This window comes from Methyloceanibacter sp. (assembly GCF_050728395.1).
In the GTDB taxonomy this organism is placed as follows: Bacteria; Pseudomonadota; Alphaproteobacteria; order Rhizobiales; family Methyloligellaceae; genus Methyloceanibacter.
Genome location: NZ_JBOHJB010000021.1, coordinates 19,090 through 38,233 on the forward strand (window position 1 = coordinate 19,090; position 19,144 = coordinate 38,233).

Annotated in this window: 17 protein-coding genes and 2 pseudogenes; 12 read left to right on the top strand and 7 right to left on the bottom strand. The window is 61.5% G+C overall.

What is annotated here, in order from left to right:
* Positions 1-46: 46 nt before the first annotated feature.
* Positions 47-685 carry a hypothetical protein gene (locus ACREC7_RS05720; RefSeq protein ID WP_431554729.1) on the bottom strand — a complete coding sequence of 213 codons (639 nt, stop codon included), beginning with the start codon at positions 683-685 and terminating at the stop codon, positions 47-49.
* A 1-nt stretch (position 686) separates the two neighbouring features.
* Positions 687-1,397, bottom strand: coding sequence for a hypothetical protein (locus ACREC7_RS05725; RefSeq protein ID WP_431554730.1), 711 nt, complete (start codon positions 1,395-1,397; stop codon positions 687-689).
* 199 nt (positions 1,398-1,596) lie between these two features.
* On the opposite strand from ACREC7_RS05725, the gene ettA reads away from it, so the two are divergent.
* Entirely contained in the window at positions 1,597-3,255 is a 1,659-nt protein-coding gene (ettA, locus tag ACREC7_RS05730) for an energy-dependent translational throttle protein EttA (RefSeq protein ID WP_431554731.1), read from the top strand.
* Positions 3,256-3,309: 54 nt separating this feature from the next.
* Positions 3,310-5,367: a pentapeptide repeat-containing protein gene (locus ACREC7_RS05735; protein ID WP_431554732.1), complete on the top strand. Its 2,058-nt coding sequence runs from the start codon at positions 3,310-3,312 to the stop codon at positions 5,365-5,367.
* A gap of 13 nt (positions 5,368-5,380) precedes the next feature.
* Here the strand turns inward: ACREC7_RS05735 and ACREC7_RS05740 are convergent, their stop codons facing one another.
* Positions 5,381-6,226, bottom strand: coding sequence for a peptidoglycan-binding protein (locus ACREC7_RS05740; RefSeq protein ID WP_431554733.1), 846 nt, complete (start codon positions 6,224-6,226; stop codon positions 5,381-5,383).
* Between the two features lie 172 nt (positions 6,227-6,398).
* The gene (locus ACREC7_RS05745; RefSeq protein WP_431554734.1) at positions 6,399-6,938 is read right to left on the bottom strand and encodes a glycoside hydrolase family 19 protein; all 540 of its coding nucleotides are present in this window, start codon (positions 6,936-6,938) and stop codon (positions 6,399-6,401) included.
* A 153-nt stretch (positions 6,939-7,091) separates the two neighbouring features.
* On the opposite strand from ACREC7_RS05745, the gene ACREC7_RS05750 reads away from it, so the two are divergent.
* The 6 genes and pseudogenes from ACREC7_RS05750 to ACREC7_RS05775 all read left to right on the top strand — a co-directional run bounded on the left by ACREC7_RS05750 (position 7,092) and on the right by ACREC7_RS05775 (position 14,272).
* Positions 7,092-8,129 carry an ArsR/SmtB family transcription factor gene (locus ACREC7_RS05750; protein WP_431554735.1) on the top strand — a complete coding sequence of 346 codons (1,038 nt, stop codon included), beginning with the start codon at positions 7,092-7,094 and terminating at the stop codon, positions 8,127-8,129.
* Positions 8,129-9,052 carry a methylenetetrahydrofolate reductase [NAD(P)H] gene (gene metF / locus ACREC7_RS05755; RefSeq protein WP_431554746.1) on the top strand — a complete coding sequence of 308 codons (924 nt, stop codon included), beginning with the start codon at positions 8,129-8,131 and terminating at the stop codon, positions 9,050-9,052. The genes ACREC7_RS05750 and metF overlap by 1 nt, the downstream gene beginning before the upstream one ends.
* Before the next feature lie 136 nt (positions 9,053-9,188).
* Positions 9,189-10,238: pseudogene (locus ACREC7_RS05760) on the top strand (homocysteine S-methyltransferase family protein); the annotation flags it as partial.
* Between the two features lie 138 nt (positions 10,239-10,376).
* Positions 10,377-10,802: an endonuclease domain-containing protein gene (locus ACREC7_RS05765; RefSeq protein ID WP_431554736.1), complete on the top strand. Its 426-nt coding sequence runs from the start codon at positions 10,377-10,379 to the stop codon at positions 10,800-10,802.
* Positions 10,803-10,819: 17 nt separating this feature from the next.
* Positions 10,820-13,477 (top strand): annotated as a pseudogene (gene metH / locus ACREC7_RS05770) (methionine synthase); the annotation flags it as partial.
* 447 nt (positions 13,478-13,924) lie between these two features.
* Entirely contained in the window at positions 13,925-14,272 is a 348-nt protein-coding gene (locus ACREC7_RS05775) for a hypothetical protein (protein ID WP_431554737.1), read from the top strand.
* A 28-nt stretch (positions 14,273-14,300) separates the two neighbouring features.
* On the opposite strand, the gene ACREC7_RS05780 is transcribed toward ACREC7_RS05775, so the two are convergent.
* Entirely contained in the window at positions 14,301-14,822 is a 522-nt protein-coding gene (locus ACREC7_RS05780) for a GNAT family N-acetyltransferase (RefSeq protein ID WP_431554738.1), read from the bottom strand.
* The gene (locus ACREC7_RS05785) at positions 14,788-15,801 is read right to left on the bottom strand and encodes a polysaccharide deacetylase family protein (RefSeq protein WP_431554739.1); all 1,014 of its coding nucleotides are present in this window, start codon (positions 15,799-15,801) and stop codon (positions 14,788-14,790) included. Before ACREC7_RS05785 ends, ACREC7_RS05780 begins: the two co-directional genes overlap by 35 nt.
* Positions 15,802-15,993: 192 nt before the next feature.
* Here ACREC7_RS05785 and ACREC7_RS05790 point away from each other — a divergent pair, with 192 nt between their 5' ends.
* From ACREC7_RS05790 to ACREC7_RS05800, 3 genes are all read left to right on the top strand, one after another.
* On the top strand, positions 15,994-16,239 hold the full coding sequence (locus tag ACREC7_RS05790; RefSeq protein WP_431554740.1) for a hypothetical protein: 246 nt from the start codon (positions 15,994-15,996) through the stop codon (positions 16,237-16,239).
* Between the two features lie 203 nt (positions 16,240-16,442).
* Positions 16,443-17,024 (top strand): beta-class carbonic anhydrase, encoded by a 582-nt coding sequence (locus tag ACREC7_RS05795; protein WP_431554741.1) that lies wholly within the window; start codon positions 16,443-16,445, stop codon positions 17,022-17,024.
* A 42-nt stretch (positions 17,025-17,066) separates the two neighbouring features.
* Positions 17,067-17,420, top strand: a complete 354-nt coding sequence (locus tag ACREC7_RS05800) for a hypothetical protein (RefSeq protein ID WP_431554742.1) — start codon at positions 17,067-17,069, stop codon at positions 17,418-17,420.
* A 36-nt stretch (positions 17,421-17,456) separates the two neighbouring features.
* Here the strand turns inward: ACREC7_RS05800 and ACREC7_RS05805 are convergent, their stop codons facing one another.
* Positions 17,457-18,008 carry a hypothetical protein gene (locus ACREC7_RS05805; protein WP_431554743.1) on the bottom strand — a complete coding sequence of 184 codons (552 nt, stop codon included), beginning with the start codon at positions 18,006-18,008 and terminating at the stop codon, positions 17,457-17,459.
* Positions 18,009-18,165: 157 nt separating this feature from the next.
* Here ACREC7_RS05805 and ACREC7_RS05810 point away from each other — a divergent pair.
* On the top strand, positions 18,166-19,144 hold a 979-nt coding region (locus ACREC7_RS05810), incomplete at its 3' end, for a hypothetical protein (RefSeq protein ID WP_431554744.1).

A 19,144-nucleotide genomic window follows, 5' to 3' on the forward strand; every position in this document is an offset into this window, starting at 1 on the left:
CTTGTGGCTTTGGTCGAAGCGTTAAATAGCGGATGGTCGATCCATTTCATTTGATATTGTTGTCGAACACGACTCCACAGGGCCTGCTGCGGTGACATATAGAACGCGATGGTGCGCTTGTGGGAGGTCCTATCTTTTTTTGCTTGTTGGTGGCCCAAACCCGGGAGGCAAGGTCAAGCAACTGACCGTATAGCGCTTCGTCATGGTGGACGCGGTGTCCTTGACCAAGTGCCTCCACGGCATTTTTGACTAGATTGAAATTGATTTTGTACTCGTCTGATCCTGTTCCGCCGAAATATCGGAAGTCCTTGCTTAAGAGAACGCTGGCTCTCGGATAGTCTGGACGGGGGCCGAGATCATGGATCAAATCCTTGGGCCCATGATACTTGGCTCCCTCCCGCCAGACAAAACGGCCTGCCTCGGATCTGTAAATACAATCAGCGCGACTCGTGTAGCGGCTGTCCCTATAATATTGCCCTTCGGTAAGCTTCTTAGTGACACGCGCCACATAGACCAGCCGATTGTCACGATGCAGTGAGTTGGCGGCGAAACCGAAAATAAGGTCACCCTCACGCGCTGAGCAACGGATCATTGGCTTGCAGATCGCTAGCGACAACCATCCGCGGTCCACGCATGGCGCGCCCCCATTGTCTGCTTTAAGTTTGTAAAAATAGATGCGCCCCAATTCAGTTGTTCGCTTGGAGAAGCTTTGGCTCTTGCGACTCGAGCCAGCGCCGGAATCGACCGGGATTAAGAAACTCAGGCAGTCTCGCGCTGCGTTGAAGGTACCCGTCCTTCACGGACAAACCACCCCACGCGTTGAGGACGTCGCGCCGTACCCGGTAAGCTTGATCTCGCCATTCGCCAATTGGAAGGCAACGTTCTAGTCTGCCGGATACCCCAGGGCGGGCACGGACAATCAAATCTTGAGAGCCTTCCGGCAGGACGCGGCGAGAATGGGCATTAGTATCCCGCGCTTCGACTGGTACGCCCATTGTGGAGGTGATCTCATCGACCACGAAAAGCCCGATGATTGCGTAGATGAGCCGCCGAGCACCGCGAACATCCGCCAAGCCAGAGTAAAAGACAATCATATCTTCTTGTGTGAGCTTACCGCGTAACTGCTTGGCTCGCTCTCCCTGATCACCATAGGTGAGATGGTCAAAATCAGGATCGAGATGCATGTAAAGAGTTCGGAGGTGGGCAGGGAGAGCAACACCGAACTTCCAAAGCACAGGCTCAAGCGCGCTATAGGGCTTCTCCATGCCCGCATGAACTTCCTTAGTCTCTGGAATTGCGACGTAGGCGAATTCATTGGTCTCAGCATCCGCTGGTGCGTTCCAGAAGCCGCCGCCACGGCTCGAATCCACGCCGACACGAACAAGCAAACAATTCACGAGCCATTGTCCTCTGGAGGCCTGCCATAGCTTGCCAAGGCAACTATGATTAGTCCAGAGGGCCCTTCCGGATCTTCTTGCTCGAAAATACGAATATAGCTAACCCAGCAACGCTAATCGTGCCGTTGAGTCCGGCGCGGCAATTCGCTAGAAGCTCACTCAAACTTCCAACACCGACCCGCGCCAGTTCGGGAGACCCATGGCCAGCCCGCAGTATGTCTATGTCATGAACCGCCTGTCCAAGACCTATCCTGGCGGCAAGCAGGTCTTGAAGGACATCACGCTCGCCTTTCTGCCGGGCGCCAAGATCGGCGTGGTCGGCTTGAACGGCGCAGGCAAGTCGACGCTGCTCCGCATCATGGCTGGCGAGGAGAAGGAGTTTCTCGGCGAGGCCTGGGCGGCCGACGGCGTAAGCGTCGGGCATCTCGCCCAGGAGCCCCAGCTCGATCCCGCCAAGGACGTCACCGGCAACGTGATGGAAGGCGTGACCGAGAAGAAGGCGAAGCTCGACCGCTATAACGAGCTCGCCATGAACTATTCCGACGAGACCGCCGACGAGATGGCGAAGCTCCAGGACGAGATCGACGCCGGCAATCTCTGGGATCTCGACGCGCAAGTCGAGCAGGCCATGGACGCGCTCCGCTGCCCGCCCGGCGACGCCAAGGTCGAAACGTTGTCAGGCGGCGAGAAGCGGCGCGTGGCGCTCTGCCGCCTGCTGCTGGCGAAGCCGGACATCCTCCTGCTCGACGAGCCGACCAACCATCTCGACGCTGAGAGCGTTGCCTGGCTCGAGCATCATTTGCACGACTACCCCGGCACCGTGGTCATGGTCACCCACGACCGCTACTTCCTCGACAACATCACCGAATGGACGCTCGAGCTCGATCGCGGGGCCGGCATCCCCTATCACGGCAGCTATTCCTCCTGGCTCGAGCAGAAGCAGAAGCGGCTCGCGGTCGAAGGCAAGCAGGACGCTGCGCGCGAGCGCACACTCGCCCGCGAGCTCGATTGGATCCGTGCGAGCCCAAAGGCGCGCCAGGCGAAATCCAAGGCGCGCATCAAGGCCTATGACGACCTGCTCGCCGAGGCCGGCCGCGACAAGACCGGCAAAGCGCAGATCACCATCCCGCCGGGGCCCCGGCTTGGCGACGTCGTCATCGAGGCGAGCGACATCGGCAAGGGCTTCGGCGACCGGCTCTTGATCGACGATCTTTCCTTCAAGCTTCCGCCCGGCGGCATCGTTGGCGTGATCGGGCCGAACGGCGCCGGCAAGACCACGCTGTTCCGCATGATCGTCGGCCAAGAAGAACCCGACGACGGCACGATCCGCGTGGGCGACACGGTGAAGCTCGGCTATGTCGATCAGTCGCGCGACACGCTTGACGGCAAGAAGACGGTGTTCGAGGAAATCTCCGGCGGCAACGACGTGATCAAGCTTGGGACCCGCGAGGTGCCGAGCCGAGCCTATGTCGGCTGGTTCAACTTCAAGGGCCCCGATCAGCAGAAGAAGGTGGGACAGCTCTCGGGCGGAGAGCGCAACCGCGTTCACCTGGCCAAGATGCTGAAATCGGGCGCGAACCTGATCCTGCTGGATGAACCCACCAACGATCTCGATGTCGAAACCTTGTCCTCTCTGGAAGCAGCACTCGAGGATTTCCCCGGCTGCGCCGTGATCATCAGCCACGACCGCTTTTTCCTCGACCGCATTGCCACGCACATCCTCTCCTTCGAGGGCGACAGCCATGTCGAGTGGTTCGAAGGCAATTTCGATTCCTACGAGGAGGACAAGAAGCGCCGCCTCGGCGAGGACGCCGTTCTGCCGAAGCGCATCAAATACAAGAAATTCGCGCGCGGGTAGATCGCTTCACCAGACTGCAACCTTCCGCTATGCTGCTTCCGGGAGGAGTGTGGCGTGGCTCAAGCCCAAGAACCACAGCGGCGCCGCCGAAACCGAAGCCGCGCAGCCGTCGAAGAAGCCAAGGCGGGGACCGGTCCCGATCTTCCTGCGAAGCTGAAAGCTGCGAAGCTGAAAGCCGACGCCGACGACCCCGATCAGGTGCGCAAGGCGTTGGACGATGCGGCAGGGATGAGCCGCAATCTCTGGCTCGCTTTCCTTACGTTCGGAACCTACCTTGCGATTGCCGTTGGCTCAGTCACGCACCGTAACCTGTTCCTCGAAGATCCGATCAAGCTGCCGTTGCTCAATGTGGAACTGCCGCTCGTCGCGTTCTTCTGGGTGGCGCCGCTGTTGTTCCTCATCTTCCACGCGTATTTGCTCCTCAACCTGCGGCTCTTGGTCGACAATGTCCGCCGTTACAACGAGGTGGTGGACGCGGCTAAGCTCGATTCGAAGCAAGACGACTCCTTTCGGCTTCTTCTGACCAACTTCCCTTTTGTTCAGCTCTTAGCGGGAACTTCGGACAGCCGGGGTGGGCTCGTCGGCTGGGTTCTGAGGGTGATCGTCTGGATCACCGTCGTTCTTGCGCCGGTGGCGCTGCTGGTACTGATGCAACTGCAGTTCCTGCCCTATCACGATTGGCTGGTCACGACCGTACATCGAGCCGTAATCGTCGCCGATCTCATTCTGTTGTGGCTGTTCTGGCCGACTATCATGGACAACGCGAGCGGCAGGAGTGTTCGAAACCGCATCGTGTACGCTTCGGGCGCGGTGCTCACCGGCCTTGTCATACTCTTCGCGGTCTTGGTCGCCACTTTCCCTGGCGAACTCCACGATCAAAACGTCATCGCGGCGGCACCGATCTTGCGGTACGCCGATACAGAGACTGTTACCCAGGAGACCGATAGCGGGCCTCAAGAGATAGAACAGACGGTTTGGAGAGGCAGATCGATTTACCAGCTGTTCTTTTTGGGAGGCGTCAATGAGGTGTCTGGAAAGCGAAACAGCCTGTGGTCGAACACCCTGGTATTGCCCGATGAAGACTTCGTGGATGACGAAACCATAGAAAAAGTCGAGCGCACGCTTTCATTGCGGGGGCGGAACCTGCAGGGGGCCATGCTCATACGAAGCGATTTGCGAAAGGCGGATTTCACGGGGGCAAATCTCAATGGAGCGCAGCTGGATCAAGCGAAACTTGAAGAAGCCCAATTTGCTTGCGCCAAACACGGAGAAGAAGCGAGCGACGACCAATGCACATCGCTCCAGGGTGCGTCACTTCGCAGAGCGAGACTTCAAAGCGCCAAACTATCGCGCGCACTCATGCATGGCGCTGACCTATCGGGGGCGCAGCTCCAACTCGCATTGTTGGATGGCGCGCGGCTTCAGGGTGCAGACCTTGATGGCGCTCATCTTCAAGGCGCCGTGCTGAGCATAGCAAGACTTGAGGGCGCGTCATTGGCCAGAGCAGAATTGCAGGGCACCCGTCTGCTCTCAACGAACCTGGGAGGGGCAAACTTATCAGAAGCAATCATTTGGGGTTCTAAGCAGCATATAGGGCGCACTCACCTGACGGATTTCAGCAACCTCATCATCCATAAGAGTTACGTAAATGCGCCTAGGCTTTCATTTCTGGGGCCGAATTTTGTCGAGAAATACGTCAAGGAAATGGATCAAGCCGGTCTCGAAAACATGATCTCGCTCTCCACTGACGGGCTGCGAAAGGAGTTGAGGCGTAGGGTGCGAGCGAAGTTGATAACGCAACTGACTCTCCCCGAGGCGGAAGAAAAGGAAGGAACTGCTTTTTGGCAAAAGCGGATAAATGGGAGCGTTGATGAAATAGAGGTAGCAAAATACCTTGGCGAGCTCGGTTGTTCCGAAGAGGGAGCGCCCTTCGTGGCTCAAGGCTTGATACACAGCGGCCGGCTTGGAAAGAGCGAAACCACATTGGTGCCGGTCGCCGAGAAGTTTCTCAACGATCCTGAATGCGTTGGTGCTGCCAAGCTTTCGGGCAAGGATCGTGAGGACCTAAGCTGGCGATTAGAAAACGCAGCTGCAGATTCCAAGGGCGAGTAGCGGCGCTTGATGCTCACGCGACCCGCGCGAGTAGGCTCGCGCTTCCCGAGGCCTTCTCGATCGCGTCCCAGGTTTCCTTGCCGACGATGCCGTCGACCGTCAGCTTCTTGTCGCCTTGAATGTGCATGACCGCGAGCTCCGTCGCCGCGCCGAAGTCCTGGTCGATGGCGAGCGGAAAATTCGACTTCTGAAGCAGATTCTGTAGGTCGCCTACCGCTTCTCCATTCGAGCCCCGCCGCAGAACTGGGCGCGGGTCCTCCACTGCGCCGGTGAGTTGGATGCCCTCGATGCGGGCGAGCGCCTCCTTGGCTTTGCGAATGTAGTTGCTCCGGTCCTCCAAGCCGTTGAGACCGCCATTGATCTTTCTCGTCGTGGCGCGGATATCGTCGCGGTCGCAGTCGGCGTTGAGCTTGCGCCGCTTCCAATACTCGCAGGCGAGCTTCAGCGACAGCGCCGGCTCCGCGGCCATGGTCGGATTGTTCTCGAGATCGACGCCGAGCGCCTTGCCGTATTCGGCGTAGTTTGCGCGGCCGGTAAGCTGCAGCAGGCCACGCCCCTTATAGCGGCGGCCGTCACCCTTCTTGACGTTGCCGAGATCCTTGCGACCCTCATAGGCAGCACCGCTGGCAAATTCCTCCGTGGTGCGGAAGCCGGCGGACTCGTGACAGGTTTGCCCGACGAAATGGGCGATGCGCAGCCGCGTATTGATCTCATAGGCCTCGAGCGTCGCTTGCAGGACCTGGCCGGCCTCTTTGATGATTTCGGCCTGCCGCTCCGCCATCTTGCCGCTGAACCGTGGAGCAACCTCGAACATTACCTTGCCGTCGATGGGAAGCATGACCTGATCTCCTCGCTGCATGTCTGCGATCCATTTTCCGCGCAGAGTTGCTTGCGGGGATAAGTCTCGACCCCAAAGCCAAACATGTCTGTGCGTTTCCGCACAGGGATGCCTGCGCCCGGCGCACGATGCTGTTCATCCGCAGCGCCTTACGAAATCTCCGCAGCGGTAAGGGCACCGCGACCTCAGGCGACTATCCCGTCGTGTAGCTGATGGCGCTGTAATATTTTCTGGCGTGACCGGCTATCGTGTTCGCCTTGTCGGTGCCGTTGATGATGCGCCGCGCGTTGACCCAGTCTTCCTTCGTCGGGTTGAAATAGTCGGCGAATTTCTTTCCGGTGAAGATGCCTTCCTTCATGCCGATGAACATGATGGGGATGGCGTATCTCACCTCGAGCGCGAGGTCGGGGTTCTTGTAGAGGTCGATCCCAACCTTCGGACTCATCTTCTTGTAATTGTAGTTCCAAGTGAGCTGAACGAGGCCGCGGCCATAATAAGGCGGATACTTTTTTCCCTTGCCGCGTCCATATTCGCGGATCGGGCCGAACGTCCGGTCAGTTTCGTGATGCGCGGTTCCCAATGCATAAGCAAGCCAGCGATCGTCAGCCTTGGGGCTATTCTGCTCCCAATAGCCGAGGATCTGTTCGAGCGTCGCTCGCGCTTTGGCAGGGAGCTTGCCATCGAACAAACGGAGGTTCACCTGGTCGAAGAAAAATGTGCGATTGATGGTCACGTGCGCTCCTCCACCGCTAGAATCGGCCCAAAGGTTACAACCCAACCGGTAAGTGGGGATAAATAACACGCTATACGTGTATATGGCGAGGCGGCTCAACGGGCTGGCCCCGCGACCTTGCCAAGCCAGCGGTAAACGTATAAACATATCTTTATGTCAGGTGATCGGCAGGACCAACCGGTCGCGGGAAGCCTGTCCCGTGCCCACGCGCTCAGCGGTTTGCGCGCCGCCGGCGAGGCCACGCGCTTGCGCATCCTGGCGCTGCTTGCCGGGAGCGAACTCAACGTCAAGGACCTGACCCAGATCCTCGGGCAGAGCCAACCGCGCATCAGCCGGCATCTGAAGCTGATGGCCGAGGCCGGCTTGATCACACGCTTCCGCGAAGGGAGCTGGGTGTTCTTCCGCCTAGCAGATGCCGGGAGCGAAGCTGCGCTCGCCTCGGCTATCGTGGCGAGCCTCGATGCTGCAGACCCGGTGTTCGCCCGCGACCGGGCGCGCGCCTCGGCCGTCAAGAAGGCAAGGGAGGATGCAGCGCAGGGCTACTTCAAGGAGCATGCCGGAGAGTGGGACAAGATCCGCGCGTTACATGTCGCCGAAAGCCAAGTCGAGGCTGCGGTTGACGAAGCGCTTGGCCAAGGGCCGTTCACCCTGCTCGTCGATCTCGGCACCGGCACGGGCCGCATGCTCGAGCTGTTCGCGCCTCGCGCCGCGCGCGCGCTCGGCTTCGATCTCAGCCGCGACATGCTTGCCTATGCGCGCATGAAGCTCGAGCGGGCGGGGCTTATCCATGTGCAGGCCCGCCACGGCGATCTCTACAACGTGCCGCTTCCCGATGGCGCCGCCGACGCCGTCATCCTGCATCAGGTGCTGCACTTTCTCGACGATCCTGCCGCGGCGATTGCTGAAGCCGCGCGCGTGCTCAAGCCAGGCGGCAAGCTTCTGGTGGTCGACTTCGCTCCGCACCAGCTCGAATTCCTGCGCGAGCAGTCGGCCCATCGCCGCTTGGGCTTTGCTCCCGACCAAATCAAGCGCTGGCTGAAGGACGCCGGTGTCGCGGTGGAGGGGCAGCGCGACCTTGCTCCGGCGGCGGCCGTCGGACCTGAGAAGCTCACCGTCTCGCTCTGGCTTGGCATGAAACTGGCCGTCTCACGCGACAAGAAGAAACGCACGCAAGTGGAGTTCGCCGCGTGATGTTGATCGCCCCGGACCGCAAGAGCCGCTTTCTCGGCCATGGCGACATCGAGGTGTCGTTCGAATTCTTTCCGCCGCGCACGGCGGCCATGGAGGAGACGCTGTGGCGCTCCATCAGCCGGCTCGAGCCGCTCGATCCCACCTTCATCTCGGTGACCTACGGCGCCGGCGGCTCGACGCGGGAGCGTACCCACGCCACCATCGCCCGCGTGCTGAAGGAAACGCAGCTCAAGCCTGCCGCTCACCTCACCTGCGTCGACGCGACCCGCGAGGAGGTCGACGCCGTGATCCGCGAGTATTGGGACATCGGCGTGCGCCATCTCGTGGCATTGCGCGGCGACCCCAGCGGCGGCGTTGGCGAACGCTATGTGCCGACGCCTGGCGGTTACATCAATGCAGCCGACTTGACCGCCGGCATCAAGAAAATCGCGCCGTTCGAAGTGTCTGTCGCCTGCTATCCGGAGAAGCATCCGGAATCGCCGAGCGTCGATGCCGATATCGACATGCTGTGGGCAAAGATCGATGCCGGCGCCACCCGCGCCATCACCCAGTTCTTCTTCGACAACGAAGTATTCTTCCGCTATCTCGACCGCGTGCGCGATCGCGGCATCACCATCCCCATCGTGCCTGGCATCATCCCCATCCATAATTTCAAGCAGGTGGGAGGTTTTGCCGAGAAATCGGGGACGCGCGTCCCGGACTGGCTCGGTCATCGTTTCGAAGGCTTGGAGAATGATCAGGAGACGCGCTACCTGGTGGCCGCGGCGGTCGCCGCCGAGCAGGTCATGGGTCTGGTCGACAAAGGCATCACCGAGTTTCACTTCTACACGCTGAACCGCGCCGATCTCGTCTATGCCATCTGCCATCTCTTGGGCTTGCGTCCGGTACCGACGATGGCGTCCAACGTCGAGGCCGCACAATGACCCGGGTCCTTCACCATCGCTGGCCTCCCCCTTCGAGACGGTGCGTGCCGCGCCTCCTCAGGGTGAGGATTGAGTCCCTCATGCTGAGGAGCGCCGCGCTGCGTCGCGCCTCGAAGCATGAGGTGGGAGCATTACCATGACCCGCGAAGAACGCATCGCGGCGCTCAAGCAGGCGGCCAAGGAGCGCATCCTGATCCTCGATGGCGCCATGGGCACCATGATCCAGCGCTATAAGCTGGACGAGGCCGGCTATCGCGGGACGCGTTTCAAGAAACACACCCATGATCTCAAGGGCAACAACGACCTCCTGGTGCTGACCCAGCCGAAGATCATCAGTGAGATCCACGACGCTTACTTAGAAGCCGGCGCCGACATCATCGAGACCAACACCTTCAACGGCCAGGCCATCTCGCAATCGGATTATGGGCTGGCCGACATCGCCTATGAGCTGAATGTCGCCGCGGCCAAGCTTGCGCGCAAGGCTGCCGACGCCTGGACCGCAAAAACGCCGGACAAGCCGCGCTTCGTCGCCGGCGCCATCGGCCCCACCAATCGCACCGCGTCGATCTCGCCCGACGTGAACAATCCCGGCTTCCGCAATGTGAGCTTCGATGCGCTGGTCGAGGCCTATTCGGCCCAAGCCCGCGGGCTCGTTGAAGGCGGCGTCGACGTTATTCTGATCGAGACCATCTTCGACACGCTGAACGCCAAGGCCGCGGGTTTTGCCGTCGAGCAAATGTTCGACGCGATGGGGGTCGAGCTGCCGATCATGCTGTCCGACACCATCACCGATCTTTCCGGGCGCAATCTCTCCGGCCAGACGCCCGAGGCCTTCTGGTATTCGCTGAAACACCTGCGTCCCTTCTCCGTGGGGCTCAATTGCTCCTTCGGCGCCGAGCAGCTCAGGCCTTCGGTGGATGAGATCTCCCATGTGGCCGACACGCTGGTGAGCGTCTATCCCAATGCCGGGCTGCCCAACGAGATGGGCGAATATGACGAGACGCCAAAGCACATGGCGGGCCTTCTCGAGGAGTGGGCGCGGGACGGGTTGATCAACATCGTCGGCGGCTGCTGCGGCACCACGCCTGACCACATCCGCGCTATCGCAGCCGCAGTCTCGAAGTACCCGCCGCGGCACGTGCCGGACGTAGAGCACAAGATGCGCCTCTCAGGCCTCGAGCCCTTCGTGCATGGGTGAGTGAGTTATGTTGAACCCGCGTCGAGTGCAAACCCGACTCCTCTCCCCTTGGGGAGAGGGCTTTCCGCCGCGATCTTGCGCGAGCGAAGCTCAGCGCAAGTCGCATGGCGGGAAGGGTGAGGGGGCATGAAGATCGCTCTGACCCAGCCTGCTCGATCGCTCCGACAGCGTTCGACTGATGCCGAGCGCAAGCTTTGGTCGCGATTAAGAGATCGGCGGCTGATGGGCTTCAAATTCAGGCGACAGGTCCCCCGCGGGCGCTATGTCGTCGACTTTCTGTGCGTTGAAGCTGCGTTGGTTGTGGAGATTGATGGCAGCCAGCATGCTGAGAAGCGTGGTGAAGCCGATCGACGTCGAACGGCTGAACTGGAACGTGACGGTCTAAGGGTCTTGCGCTTCTGGAACGTGGATGTGCTCGCAAATATTGAAGGTGTTCTGACCTTGATCGCTAGGGCTTTGTCGCAGCGCAGTTCCCCCTCACCCGGTGCGCAAAGCGCGCCGTCCTCTCCCCAAGGGGAGAGGAGTATCGAGACTGTTGCGAGGGCGAAGTGAGTAACGGCGCGCAAAATTTCGTCATGGTCGGCGAGCGGACCAACGTCACCGGCTCCGCCAAATTCCGCAAGCTGATCGAGGCGGGCGACTACGCCGCCGCGCTCGAAGTCGCGCGCCAGCAGGTGGAGAACGGCGCCAACATGCTCGACGTCAACATGGACGAAGGCATGCTCGATTCCGAAGCGGCCATGGTGACCTTTCTCAATCTGCTCGCCGCCGAGCCAGACATCTCGCGCGTGCCGATCATGATCGACTCATCGAAATGGTCGGTGATCGAGTCCGGCTTGAAATGCGTGCAAGGCAAGCCGGTGGTGAACTCGATCAGCCTGAAAGAGGGTGAGGGCCCCTTTCTCGACCACGCCAAGAAGGTGCGCCGCTACGGCGCCGCCGTAGTGGTGATGGCCTTCGACGAGAAAGGCCAGGCCGAGAGCGCGGAGCAGAAATTCGCGATCTGCGAGCGCGCCTACAAGCTGCTCACCGAGAAGGTCGGCTTCCCGCCCGAGGATATCATCTTCGATCCCAACATCTTCGCCGTCGCCACCGGCATCGAGGAGCACAGCAATTACGGCCTCGCCTATATCGAGGCAACCCGGCGCATCAAGGCCGAGCTGCCGTATGTGCATGTCTCGGGCGGCGTTTCCAACCTCTCCTTCGCCTTTCGCGGCAATGAGCGGGTGCGCGAGGCGATGCACTCGGTGTTCCTCTACCACGCCATCCACGCCGGCATGGATATGGGCATCGTCAATGCCGGTCAGCTCGCGCTCTACGACGACATCGATCCCGAGCTCCGCGATCTCGTCGAAGACGTGATCCTCAACCGCCGCGCCGACGCCACCGACCGGCTGCTCGAAGCCGCCGAGAGATATCGCGGGGAGGGGGCGCAGAAACGTGAGGTCGACCTTGCCTGGCGGGAGAAGCCAGTCGAGGACCGCCTAGTGCATGCCCTGGTGCACGGCATCGCCACCTATATCGACGAGGACACCGAGGAGGCGCGGGCGAAGGCGAAGCGGCCGCTGCACGTGATCGAGGGTCCGCTGATGGCCGGCATGAGCGTGGTCGGCGATCTGTTCGGCTCGGGCAAGATGTTCCTGCCGCAGGTCGTCAAGTCGGCCCGGGTGATGAAGCAGGCCGTCGCCTATCTCATGCCCTTCATGGAGAAGGAGAAGGAGGAGCTTGGCCTCGCGCAAGGCGAGCCCGCCGGGCGGATCGTGATGGCGACCGTGAAGGGCGACGTCCACGACATCGGCAAGAACATCGTCGGCGTCGTGCTCCAGTGCAACAATTACGAGGTCATCGATCTCGGCGTCATGGTTCCGGCGCAGAAAATCCTCGACACCGCGAAGGAGCGGAAGGCCGACATCATCGGGCTGTCCGGCCTGATCACGCCTTCGCTCGACGAGATGTGCCATGTCGCGGCCGAGATGGAGCGCGAGGGCTTCGACCTGCCGCTTCTGATCGGCGGCGCCACTACGAGCCGCGTTCATACGGCGGTGAAGATCAGCCCGAACTACCACCGCAGCCAGGCGATCTACGTGACCGATGCGAGCCGCGCCGTCGGCGTGGTGTCGGGCCTGATGTCGCCGGAGGAGCGGCCGAAGGCGATCGCGCGCGTGCGCGAGGAATATGCGCGCGTGGCGGAGTCGCATGCGAGGGGAAGGGCGGAGAAGGCGCGCACGTCGATCGCCGATGCCCGCGCCAACCGGCTCAAGCTCGATTGGAAGAATTATGTGCCGCCGAAGCCGGCCTTCCTCGGCACGCGAAGCTTCAAGAGCTACGATCTCGCCGAGCTTGCCCGCTATATCGACTGGACGCCGTTCTTCCAAGCCTGGGAGCTGAAGGGCGCATACCCCCGCATTCTGCAAGACGACAAGTATGGCGAGGCTGCGCGGCCTCTCTTCGACGACGCGCAAGCCATGTTGAAGCAGCTGATCGCGGAGCAATGGCTCAAGGCGAATGCGGTTGTCGGCTTTTGGCCGGCGAACAGCGTCGGCGACGACATCGAGCTTTACACCGATGACTCGCGCACCAAGGTGCTCGCCACGCTGCATACGCTTCGCCAGCAAATGGCGCGGGACAGCTCACGCGCCAATTTCGCGCTCGCCGATTTCGTCGCACCGAAGGACTCAGGGCTCGCCGATTACCTCGGCGGCTTTGCCGTCACCGCCGGCATCGGCGAGGAGGATGTGGCGCGAAGATTCGAGCGTGCCAATGACGACTACTCCAAGATCCTGGTCAAGGCGCTCGCCGACCGCCTGGCCGAGGCCTTTGCCGAGGCACTGCACGAGAAGGTCCGCCGCGAGCTTTGGGCTTACGCGCCGGACGAGACGCTCTCCAACGAGGAGCTGATCGTCGAAGCCTATGCCGGCATCCGGCCTGCGCCAGGCTATCCCGCGCAGCCCGACCACACCGAGAAGCGCACGCTGTTCAAGCTCCTCGATGCCGAAGCCGCAACCGGGCTCGAACTCACCGAGTCGTGCGCCATGTGGCCCGCCGCCGCGGTCTCAGGACTCTATTTCTCTCATCCCGAGAGCCGCTATTTCGGCGTGGGCAAGATCGGCCGCGACCAGGTCGAGGATTATGCAGCCCGCAAAGGCTGGCCGGTCGAGGAGGCCGAGCGCTGGCTCGGACCAATCCTCAACTACGATCCGAAGCGGATCGCCGACGCGGCCGAATAAAACACAAACGTCATTGCCGGGCTTGACCCGGCAATCCAGGGCTTCCCGCTCTGAGCTTGCGGCCACTGGATGCCCGGCTCAAGGCCGGGCATGACGCTTTAGTCTGGTGGGGGTCAGATCATCCCGAGGATGATCGCTGCGACAAATCCAAATGACACCAAAGCCAGAATGGCCGTCACGGTACCGGTAAGCTCCATTGGAAGCCTCCTTTCCGATCGATGCGGTCTTTGGCTCTAAGAGGGCGATTTTAAGGAGTCTTCTTGGCGCCCGCTAGGGCTCTTTTTATCCCGCAGCGAATCCCCTGTTTTGTCAGCTCGCGGAAAACGCAGGTCCGGCACGTTCGGTTCCCGCTCCATGCGGAAATTTATCCGTGATATCGAACCCTTGCCGTCCTTGGGCGGCGACATGGTAAATTGTCCGGCCTTGGTCATTTGGGAGGAAACAAGAATGAGGCTTGTCAGCACTGCCGCCCTTGGGGCGCTCGCCTTGCTCTGCGCGGGTCCCGCGCAGGCGCTCACGATTTCCAACAGCGATCCCAAGCCTCACAAGATCACGGTGATCGGCGGCGGCGCGTCAAATGAGATGACCATCGAGTCCGAAAAGCAAGTCGATGCGCCGTGCAGCGGCGGCTGCAAGGTCAAGCTCGAGAATGGCGACGAGTACGAATTGAAGGGCGGCGAGACGGTGTCGATCGATGGCGGCGTGATGTTTATCGACCATTCGCCTGACGCCGACGTCAAGGACATTCCCGACATCGATCCGGACGCCCCGGCTTCAGGCGCCCCCCCTCAATAGCTAGCACCGGCGCAACAGCGCTGCGCTGTCACGCGGGGCCGAGCGGAAATTTGCGCAACAGAATTTCGTCGTAGCCGTCGGCGACGAGGCCAGGCAGCGTCGCGGCTCTGGTGAAGCCATGGCGCTCATAGAAGCGCAAGCCCCGCGCGTTGAAGGATGAGGCGCAGACCCAGAGATTGCGCGCCCCATGCTGGAGCGCCGCAGTTTCGAACCACGCCATGATGCTCGACCCGATGCCTTGATCTTGCGCCTGCGGCAACAGAGCGAGCAGCTCGAGGTAGGGGCCTTTGAGCCAAGGGTGACGCACCGAGATCGCCCCTGCTTCATCCCCATTCACGCTAACCACATAACGGGACACGCCTCCGCCGGGTCCAGCGAGAAACGCCGCGAGCGTCTCGGCCGGGTAGTTCATCACCGACCACGGCTCCATGGCCACGATACCGGCGGCGAGGCTCGGGCATGAGCTCGGCCGGAGCGGCAGGAGGCGCACGGCACCTGCGGCCGCGCGCCCAAGCTCAATTGGGGGCGCCGAAAATTGAGAAGAGGTCATGGCTGCCGCGCCGGACCGAGGACCTTGCGATCCGCGTCATATCGCCGGGGTTGTTTTGATAGCAGCGCGTCGCGAGCACCGGTTTGCCGGCCGCGATCAGCTCGCTCACCGTGACGAAGCTGTATCCTTGCTCTTTCAGCTGCGGCAGCGCGATGGCGAGCGCCGCCGCGGTGTTGTGGCCGCGGCCATTGGCATGCGCCACGACGATGGCGCCTGGATGGGCTTTGGTCAGAATTCTGTTGGCTATGGTCTTGGCCGACACGAGCGGGTCAGGGTCACCGGAGACGAGATCCCACTGCACGGACAGAAGTCCCGCGCCCGCCGCGGCAGCAAGGGCCTTGTCGTTGCAGCGGCCATAGGGGAAGCGAAGCAGGGTAAGCCCCGCCGGCGGTTCGGGGGGTGAGGCTCCGACCAGGCATTGGCGGGACGCAAGCGCGGTCCTGGCGCGGGCGTAAGCCGCTTCAGTGAGCGTGATCTCCTCGCCAAGCGTGGCGTCATTGGCATGGGACAGGTCGAGATGCCGCAAGCCATGGCTCCCGACCTCGAACAGAGGATCGGCGATCAGCTGCTGCGCGCGCTCTGGGTGCGTCTCCATCCATTTGCCGCCGGCGAAGAAGGTCGCCTTGATGCCTTGCGCGCGCAGAAGATCGACGATGCGCCCGTCATAGCCGGACACATACCCGTTCTCCTCGCAAAGATCGAAGGTGAGCGCGATCAGCTTCTTGTCGGGGGGCAGCTCGACGCCGCGGATCGAGCCGCGGAGCGCAGGCACGACCGGCGTCACCGGGGCGAGGATCACTTGCTTGAGCGGGGCAAGGTCGAGCGACCGGTGCGAAGGCACATGCTTGAGCTCGGCCTCGGTGCCGGCCAGCGCTGCCGCTGTCCAGCATTGTTGTGGCCCTCGCGGCTCCTCGGCCAAGGCAGCCGCGCTGCTGGCGAGCGACAAGAGAGCCGCGGCAATGACGGAAACCAAACTCATCGGTCACCCCTTGTTTGCCAGCTAGACCACGAGGGTGTGGCGGGTCAATGACGGCTCGTTGCGGCCATTTACTGTGTCAATTGGCCAAATTCCGGATGTCGCTAAGCAGAAAAAATTTGCCCTTTTCGGCAGCCAAGTGTTGGCTGCTCGCGTTTAATGAGCGCTCAAGTCCACACCTAAAGGGAGGATGTCATGTTCAAAGTGCTTCCGGTTGCCGCCTTTGTCGCCGTCATGAGCCTTTCGCCAGCCTATGCCGCGGGCGAGTGCACCGACGCCCATATGGCGCAAATGGATAAGATGATCGCCGAGATGACCGACGAGGCCGCCAAGAAAGAGGCGACCACGCATCTCGACATGTCGAAGGAAGAGATGAAGAAGGGCAACGAGGCCGGCTGCATGGAGCATATGCAGGAAGCCCACAAGGCCATGGGCATGTAAGCCCCGGTCGTTCCCGGCGCAGGAAATCGATACTAAGGCCAGGGCTTCGCTAGATGGTCTTGGCCCTGGCGAGCGCCTCCCGCGCCAAGCCGTTGCTCGCGCGCCGTGACCCCATTTGCGACACTCCCGGGCGGAGCGGGGAGCGGCGCATCCTAGCGCGCGACCTCGCTGCCGAAATTCGGATCCACCCGGAGGAGCGCGTCATGACGAAAGTTCTCAAAGAAGTCCTTGCTGCGAATGAGGCCTATGCGGGGGATTTCGGCAACAAGGGCAAGCTCCCCTTGCCGCCGGCTCGCCGCTTCGCGATTCTGACCTGCATGGATGCGCGGCTCGATCCCGCAAAGTTCGCCGGCCTCAAGGAAGGCGACGCCCACGTGATCCGCAACGCCGGCGGACGCGCCAGCGACGATGCCATCCGCTCGTTGGTCATCTCCCATAAGCTGCTCGGCACCGAAGAGTGGTTCGTCGTCCACCACACCGATTGCGGCATGGAGCTCTTCACCGACGAGGTGATGCGTTCGCTGCTCAAGCAAAGCCTCGACACGGCGAAAATCGACGCCGATGGCTGGCACGATGTCGGCCGCGGGCCAGGTTCGGCTGAGGCTGATTTCATCGACTGGCTGACCATCAGAAATCAGGCGGAAAGCGTCACGAGCGACGTGCGGCGCATCAGAGCCCACCCGCTTGTCCCGGCGTCCGTGCCCATTTACGGTTATATCTACGATGTGAAGAATGGCAGGCTCGTCGAGGTGCCGGAGGCAACCAAGGCCGGCCGAGCCACATAACCAAAGGAGTGGGTTCGACCCGCTCAATTCCGGGAGGAAACCATGAAAAGCATCAGGACCATTCTATCGACCGCTCTCGTGGCCGGACTGGCCATGGTCATAGCGAGCCTCGCCAGCCTCGCTGCGAGCGAGTTCGAGGGCGTGTGGGCGGTGAAAGACTCAAAGGACAGGCCATTCGAAATCACCCTTGCAGCCGATGGAAAGGCCACGAGCACTCAGGAGAAGGCCAAGGAGGGCACTTGGAAGGAGGAGGGTGGCGTGGCCGTAATCACATGGACCACGGGCTGGACCACCAAGATCATCAAGGAAGGCGACCACTACATGAAGACGGTCTACAAGAAGGGAGTGCCCATTGACGGTCCGCCCAGCAATAAGTCGGACGCCGTAAAGAAGTAACGCTGACTGATACTGCCGATCGGTGGCCGCCCGGCCTCACTCCTGGGCTGCGGCCGCTTTCTCGATATTGTCGGCCCGCTCGATCCCAGTGGGATAATAGGCCCCAGTGGGCTGGGTGCCGAAGGTCAACATCGTCTTCCGCGCGGCTTCGATCGCCTCAGGTTCGTGCGTGGCCTTGAGCATCTTGACCGCGCAGGTATCGGCGTCGAGCTCCATCTGCCTCAGCGCCGGGCGGATGTAGTAGAAGGGCTGCGGCCCGAGCTGGCCCATTCCATCATAGAAACGCCGGACATGGCCGAGCGTGTGGTGACAGCATTCATGCGCCATCAAGAAGTGTCCGTAGGTGGGGTTTCGCGCGAGCGTCAACGAATTCACCACGATCAGGGGGCGTCCCCTTGAGTCCATCATGGACGTCGCCTGTTCCGGGAAGTCGGGCAAGAGACGCGTCGTGATATCGCAATAAGGATTGTCGATGCTCGGCAGCCGCGACTTACGGGTCGGGTCGCTCGCGCCATAAAGAGCGCTGCACCAGAGCCCAAGCCCTGCAAATATCGCCCCCGCGAGAATCGACTTCCGAATGATGGACAACCTCCAGTCTGTGACTTTGCCGGCAAGTGTAGCGCTGGTAACGAATTTGAGCCAAAGCTCTTTTGTTGCTCTTGGCCGGCCTTAACAGAATCGTGATGGTGCGAGGAGACGAGGCTATGCGGCCGGACGGTCAGGTTAATGCCCTTAAGGGGAGCGCATGACCCGCCAACGCATCCTGCTCGTTGTGCTCCTTGCCTGGGCGCTCGTCATGATCGTCCCCGATGTTTTGCGCGTCGTGCAGCCCTTGGGGTCGTTCGGCTTCTACGCCGACAATGACGGCGTGATCTACGACGTCACCGGGCCGTTTGACGCGGAGTCCGATTCGCCTGCCTGGAAGGCCGGCATTCGCGATGGCGACAAGCTCGCTCTCAGGAAGCTTCGTTGCTATCCCTACGACCCCACTACTTGCGGCACCGCGCTGATGGTCCTTGGGGGATATCAGTACGTTCTGAAGGGACGCGAGGCGACGCTCGATCTGAAGGCGACCCCGGGCCAACCGGCCCGCCAGGTCACTCTGATCGCGGCGCAAGTGCCGGCCAACCCGTTCGAGCGCTTTATCGTGCTCATCGATCAGATCGCCGGGATTCTGGTGGTGGTCGCCGCGGCGTGGCTCGTGTGGACACGGCCGGGACGCATGAGCTGGGGATTCTTTCTCTACGTCATGTGGTTCAATCCCGGTCAGTACTACGCTTTCTATGCGCTCCTGGAGCGATGGCCGTTGCTCGTGCTCGGACAGAACATCGCCGGTGCTATCGCTGAAGCCGTTGGTTATACCGGGCTCCTCCAGTTCGTGCTGCGGGCGCCCGATGGCGAGCCCGACCGGAAATGGCGTTGGCTCGAACGCATCCTGCCGGTCATCGCGCTTGTCCTCGCGGTTTTGATGGTGTCCACCTACGGCAACCTGACCGGATATCGCACCGAGTTTGGGACGCGCTTTTCGATCCTCGCCGGCTTCGCGGTGGCCGTCTGCGGTGTCGCTATCCTGGTTGAACGGACGCGGCGCAAACCCCCCGAGGATTTTCAGCGCATGCGTTGGGTGTTGTGGGGATGCTTGATCGGGCTCCCTGCCTTTCTCGTCGCCGAGCTCGCCTCGAGCACCACGATCTTCGAGACCGGGTGGGAGAACTTCACGCCAT